5 protein-coding genes are annotated in these 6393 nt (G+C 47.0%); 3 read left to right on the top strand and 2 right to left on the bottom strand.

The window, feature by feature from the left end:
- Positions 1-84 precede the first annotated feature (84 nt).
- Positions 85-1053 (top strand): thiamine-phosphate kinase, encoded by a 969-nt coding sequence (thiL, locus tag PX636_RS04100; RefSeq protein ID WP_288116293.1) that lies wholly within the window; start codon positions 85-87, stop codon positions 1051-1053.
- A 3-nt stretch (positions 1054-1056) separates the two neighbouring features.
- Here the strand turns inward: thiL and ffh are convergent, their stop codons facing one another.
- Both ffh and PX636_RS04090 read right to left on the bottom strand, forming a co-directional pair.
- A complete protein-coding gene (gene ffh, locus PX636_RS04095) occupies positions 1057-2493 on the bottom strand; it encodes a signal recognition particle protein (RefSeq protein WP_004268212.1) in 1437 nt (478 codons plus the stop codon).
- Positions 2494-2663: 170 nt separating this feature from the next.
- The gene (locus PX636_RS04090) at positions 2664-3080 is read right to left on the bottom strand and encodes a hypothetical protein (protein WP_002796146.1); all 417 of its coding nucleotides are present in this window, start codon (positions 3078-3080) and stop codon (positions 2664-2666) included.
- An 84-nt stretch (positions 3081-3164) separates the two neighbouring features.
- Here PX636_RS04090 and hslO point away from each other — a divergent pair, with 84 nt between their 5' ends.
- On the top strand, positions 3165-4079 hold the full coding sequence (hslO, locus tag PX636_RS04085; protein ID WP_002796148.1) for an Hsp33 family molecular chaperone HslO: 915 nt from the start codon (positions 3165-3167) through the stop codon (positions 4077-4079).
- Positions 4080-4142: 63 nt separating this feature from the next.
- Positions 4143-6098 carry a chromosome segregation ATPase gene (locus PX636_RS04080; RefSeq protein WP_288116292.1) on the top strand — a complete coding sequence of 652 codons (1956 nt, stop codon included), beginning with the start codon at positions 4143-4145 and terminating at the stop codon, positions 6096-6098.
- The last annotated feature ends 295 nt before the right edge of the window (positions 6099-6393 follow it).

Raw genomic sequence — 6393 nt, 5'->3', positions numbered from 1 at the left:
CTTATTTTAAAAGGGTTTTACCATTATTCAGCCAGCCCTAACTAAAGACTTTTTAGAAGCTGCATCGTTCAATTCCCAGAAATTATGAATTTAACCGTTAAAGACTTGGGTGAACAGGGATTGCTACCGATTCTGCAAAAATATTGTCCTGCGGAGATTATCGGTGATGATGGGGCGATTTTATCCCTGAAAGAGGGTTATTCTCTCGTTGTCACCACTGATGTTTTAGTTAATAACGTCCACTTTAGCGATCTTACTACCTCTCCGGAAGATGTGGGCTGGCGAGCGGCGGCGGCTAATTTATCCGATTTAGCGGCTATGGGGGCAGAACCCCTGGGAATTACGGTAGGATTGGCTTTAACTCCCAATCTAGCCATCGATTGGCTAGAAGGACTCTATCGGGGTCTTAGCTCTTGTCTGCAAGTATATCAGACGGCGATCGTTGGTGGCGATGTCTGTCGGGCCACGGAGATTAACATCAGCATCACCGCCCTGGGACAAGTGGCAAAAAATGAAGAAATTAGACGTTTTAACGCAAAAGTTGGCGATAGTATCGTTATTACTGGTTATCACGGTTTATCGCGGGCTGGATTAGAGTTACTCTTTCACCCTGAAACCGGGAGGAATTTAAATTCCGCCCAAAAAAAGCGATTAATCCAAGCTCATCAACGGCCGCGACCGAGACTTGATTGCATACCACATTTACAAAAAATTGTCAAGCAATTTCCCATCGCGGGCATGGATAGCAGTGACGGGTTAGCAGATGCCATCATGCAAATTTGTCGCTGTAGTGGGGTTGGTGCTGAAATCGAGAGGATTCCCCTGCATCCAACCCTGAAAGAATATGTAGGAGCCGAAAAAGCTCTAGAATGGGCTTTATACGGCGGTGAAGACTTTGAGTTAGTTTTGTGTTTGCCTCCGGACAGTGCCAGAGAATTGCTCGAGAAAGTGGGGGAAGAGGGGGCGATAATCGGTCAAATTGTCCCTGGGAGAGAGATAAAATTAGCCGACGGTAGAAACCTCAGTTTAAGCTCTGGATTTCAACATTTTTAGCCTCTATAAATCGCCAAAACCTTTCTTTTTCTTGATTTTCTTCGGTTTTTTCGGGCTGCCACCTTGACCGCGGAACCCCGGTTGATTGCCACCCCCAAACATTCCGCCACCCATCCCGGGCATCCCCGGCATAGCGGGCATTTGTCCCCGTCCCATCTGTTGCATCATCGATCGCATTCTGGTGAAATTAGTAATTAGTTTGTTAACTTCTGTTTCTGGATGTCCCGAACCTTTGGCAATGCGACGACGACGATTAGGAGACTTAGCCAATAAATCGGGGTTAGCGCGTTCCTCCGTGGTCATGGAATTAATCATCGCTTCCGTGCGTTTTAACTCTTTTTCGCCCTTTTCGATGTCTGTCCCGCTCAGTTTGCCTAGACCGGGGATTAACTTCAAGACTCCCCCCAGGGAACCCATATTTTTTAACAGCCGCATCTGTTTGAGGAAGTCATTAAAATCAAACTTAGCCTCTAAAATCTTGGCCTGCATTTTGGCCGCGTCTTCTAGGTCTAACTGTTCCTGAGCTTTTTCCACTAGCGTCAGGACATCACCCATATTGAGGATGCGACTGGCAAGGCGATCGGGATAAAATGGCTCTAAAGCTTCTACTTTTTCGCCAACCCCAACAAATTTAATCGGTTGTCCCGATATTTGCCGCACTGATAGGGCCGCCCCACCGCGAGTATCGCCATCAAGTTTGGTGAGAATTGCCCCCGTGATGCCGATTTGTTGGTGAAAAGTGTTGGTAAGACTGGCCGCTTCCTGACCGGTCATCGCATCCACCACTAATAAAGTGTCGTCGGGCTTGACAATTTTCTTGATTTGTGCTAGTTCGCCCATCATCTGGGTATCTATCTGCAAACGACCGGCGGTGTCGATGATAACCGTATCTACGCCCAATTCTTTGGCTTTTTCCACACCTTGACGGGCGATATCGACGGGATTAGCCTGAGAACCCATCTCGAAGACGGGAACATTTATCTGTTTACCGAGGGTGATTAATTGGTCAATGGCCGCCGGACGGTAAACATCGGTGGCCACCATCAGGCAGCTTTTGGACTGTTTGCGGAGATATAGGGCTAATTTGGCGGTGGCGGTGGTTTTTCCTGTCCCTTGCAACCCGGCCATTAAAATTACGGTGGGGGGTTTATCGGCCTGAGCTAGGGGGACGTTACTTTCCCCCATAATTTTAACTAATTCATCATAGACAATTTTGATAAATTGCTGACCGGGATTGACTCCGGAAATCACTTCAGCGCCGAGGGCTTGTTTCTCGACCTCAGCAATAAATCCCTTGACCACCTGTAGGTTAACATCTGCTTCTAATAAAGCCCGCCGGACTTCTTTGAGGGTTTCTTGTATATTGGCCGAGGAGATTTTATCTTGACCTCGTAATTTTTTCCATGCGTCTTCTAAGCGGTCGGCCAGTGCGTCGAACATAGTTTCGGAATTAAATTTTTAACTAGATCGATTTTATCTCAAATGTCGGGGGAAGACCCCCGTTCTTACCCTGTCATTAGTCTCGGACTTGCATGGTGCGGCCAATCTCCCGGTGTGGGAGAGTGAGCAGCGGGGAGAAACAATCGATAATTGGGTTTTTAAAGTGCGATTTACCTACTAGCCACTCCTAAATCCCGCACTTCTAACTTTTGATTGCTCAAAAATAGTCGTAATTTCAATAAACTGAGAGTTTGACCGAGATTGAGGGGAAGGAGGGAAATGCCTTCTAACCGCGATTGTAACCAACCATCGCCCCAATACCATTCGTGATAGCCATCGATACCTTGACTCAACAGCAAGCGTAAACACTGGTCATTGGCCAATAAAACCTGATGTTGTATGGGAATTAAACCTAACCAAGAGGTAAAAGTCAAGCCTTCCTCTAATTTATCGGGTAGATTGGGCGAGAGCATTTGCGGCCACAGCCATTGACGGAGATGAGCAGTTTTGAGCAAACTATCCCGGATAGCCTGTTCACTGGCCGAGATTTCGATACGCAGCTGACTTTGTTGAAAATTGCCGAACATATTGTTGTCTGATAATTTTTGTTAAGTTAGTTAAAGAATAACTAAAAATCGGGACAGCGTTTTCCAAGGATAACAGTAAGTAGTATGGCAGATAAATTAATCCGCGCCACGGCCGCCGATGGCGGAATTAGAGTAGTAGGAGTGATTACCACTCGTTTAACGGAAGAAGCCCGCCAAAGACATAAATTATCTAACGTAGCCACCGCTGCTCTCGGTCGCACGATGGCATCGGCTTTACTCTTGGCTTCCAGTTTAAAAAAACCCGGTTCTAGGGTCAATATTCGCATTAAAGGCGATGGTCCCCTAGGCGGTGTTTTAGTTGATGCGGGACTCGATGGCACGGTGCGGGGTTATGTGGACTATCCCCAGGTGGAATTACTCCCCAATGCTCAGGGTAAATTAGATGTGGGTCGCGCCGTGGGTGACAAGGGTTATGTGCGAGTCTTACGGGAAGAAAAAGGCGAGGGGAGAAATGAACTTCAAGAAAGCATCGTCGAGATAGTTTCTGGGGAAGTGGGGGAAGATATCGCCTACTACCTGGACCAATCGGAACAAATTCCCTCCGCTTTGCAAGTGGGGGTTTTTGTCGGTACGACCACAGGAGTAACGGCAGCCGGGGGAATTTTATTACAAGTTCTCTCTAAAGAAGCGTCCCGGGATGAGGTCTTGGTGGCTCGTTTAGAGTCGAGATTGCGAAAATTAACGGGATTTACGCCCCTTTTACGGGCAGGAAAAGGACTAGAAGATATTTTTCAGGAACTTCTCGGAGATATGGGTCTAGAAATTTTTCCGGCTGTGCAGATGCTGCGTTTTGATTGTGATTGTTCTTTTGAACGGGCCTTAGGAGCTTTAAAATTCCTCGGGGTCGATGAATTAAAAGACATCATCGAAAAGGATAAACAAGCGGAAGCCATCTGTGAGTTTTGTCGGGAAGTGTATAATGCCAACGAGAGACAATTAATCGAATTAGTCGAGTCTCTACAAGCTGAATCTTGCTGAGAAGTTGGGCAATGAGCGCCATTAGGGTAAAATCTATCTAAAATATCTGCCGGGGAGTAGTGAATGTCTAAAGGAAAAGAATTAACCGAAAATCTAGTCAAACGAGAATCGATTGACTCCCTGACTCGTTGGCCAGAAAAAACTAAGTCTTTTCTTTTTCTCTTTTGGTACCGATACCAGCATCGTTTCACTTGGAAAGTTTGGGCGGCTTTATTTGTGGTGGTCTTTGGCGGTGTTGGCTTTCTCGCCACTTGGCAGTTATTAAATATGCAGAAGTCGCCCAATTGCCCAAAAATCTTCTGGCCTATCGCTTCTGCCTCCCTGCGTCTCTACTGCGCTCAACTTTCCGCCGATAGTCGCACCGTGGCAGGTTTACTCGAAGCAATTGCCCTAGTGGAAGCTTTACCCGATGACCATCCCTTGCGATCGCAAGTTAATCAACAGGTGGAAGAATGGGCGCGAGATATCCTGAATTTGGCTGAAAAAGACTATCAAGCGGGAAATTTACAGCAAGCGATCACTAAAGCTCGTCAAATCCCCAATAATATGGCAGTAGCGGCAATTATTGAAGAAAGAATCGCTAAGTGGCAAGGAACTTGGACGGAAGGCAACGATATCTTAAGCAAACTAGAGGAAAATCTCCGCGCTTCCAACTGGAATCAATCTTTCCGTCTAGCGGTGGATTTATTGAACTTAAATAACGAATATTGGGCAACGGTTAAATATAATGAAGCGCTCGCTAAAATTACCGTCGCCCGGGAAGATAGCAGTAAATTAGATAATGCCTTTAATCTCTTTGGCCGGGGCGGTCTCGACAATTGGTTCAAAGTCATCGAAGAAGCTAGAAAAATTCAAGCCAGCAGTTATGCCTATCAGGAGGCACAAAAATTAATCGGGAAAACCGAGGATAAACTGCAAGAATACGCCGAAAGATTAATTGAGCGGAAGCAATGGCAAGCTCTCCGGGATTTGGCTAACCAAACCCCCAAAGACCTCAAAATTAAAGAAGATGTCACCGATTGGTCCCTCTTGTCTGAAGCGGCTTTAGATGCGGAAGCCGGCACGGTGGAGGGATTGGAAGCTGGCATACTGGGACTAGAACAAATCGACGCTTCTCGACCTCTCCATCAAACGGCCCTAGCTATGAGGGAGCGCTGGCAGTTACAGGTACAGGATCTAAGAATACTGTCCGAGGCTAGAGATTTAGCACAAGCAGGTACGATCGAGCAGTATAGCGCCGCTATCGCGAAAGCGGGCGAGGTTCCCCGTAATAACCCCCTCTGGTCGCAAGCACAGCAGGAAATTGCCTCTTGGAATCGTCAAATACAAGTGATTGAAGACCGGCCGATTTTAGAACGCGCGCGGGAAATCGCTCTCCCCGGCGATATTAATTCCCTCAGTAACGCTATTATTCAGGCGCGGGCAATCGCTAAGAATCGGGCCTTATACCGAGATGCCCAACGGGAAATTGGCGACTGGCAAGTGCGGATTGAACGCATGGAGGATCAACCCATTTTAGATCAGGCTCAAGCTTTGGCCAATCTCAAAGACTATAGCACAGCGATCGAAACTGCCAATCAAATTCCCCCCGGTCGCACTCTTTCCTCGGAAGCTTCCCAAAATATCCGTCGTTGGCGCCGAGAGTTGCGGGCCCGTCAAAATCTCCAACAGGCTAATCAATTAGCGGCGACGGGAACCGCAGAAGGTTTAACCCAGGCGATTGCTTTAGTTACCAATATTTCCACTAAAACCGATGCGGGTGTGCAACGGACTGAATTGCTGGAACGTTGGAGTTATCAGCTTTTGTCTTTAGCCACGGACCAAGCTAATAATGGCAGTTATCTGGAAGCTATTCGCCTTGCTGAATCCGTATCCCCGGAAAGTACCGCTTACAGTTCGGCTCGCTCCCAAATACGAGGCTGGCGCAATATTCTCCAACCTCCGGCCCCACCGCCAATAGTTGAATCGACTCCCCTTTCCCCAGAGTCCCCGATAGAAGCACCAAGTCCGGGTCAATAATCAGTTTTAGGGGCTGTTTTTGCCGTGGATTGCCCCTAAAAAAGTCCCTCATCCCCAGGGGTCTGTCCAGTTAAAATTGACGGATATAATTGGGTTAATTTGAGGCGAGCATCTTTCCTTAAATTGCTGGTCATACCAAATCCGTTGTTAATAGTGTGATTAACTCCCAAGTTATGAATTGTTTCTCCCTGCTCTGGCGCTCCGGTACTCTCCTATACCTTTTAAACAGGATTTAGTATGATTCCTGTAAATGAAATCCTATTATCTCTATCAATCCCATTATTCTCCCTAAAAT

It is taken from the genome of Microcystis sp. M53598_WE2 (assembly GCF_030067735.1).
In the GTDB taxonomy this organism is placed as follows: Bacteria; Cyanobacteriota; Cyanobacteriia; order Cyanobacteriales; family Microcystaceae; genus Microcystis; species Microcystis aeruginosa.
Note: the sequence above shows the minus strand (reverse complement) of the source record. Positions and strands in the feature narration are given on the sequence as shown.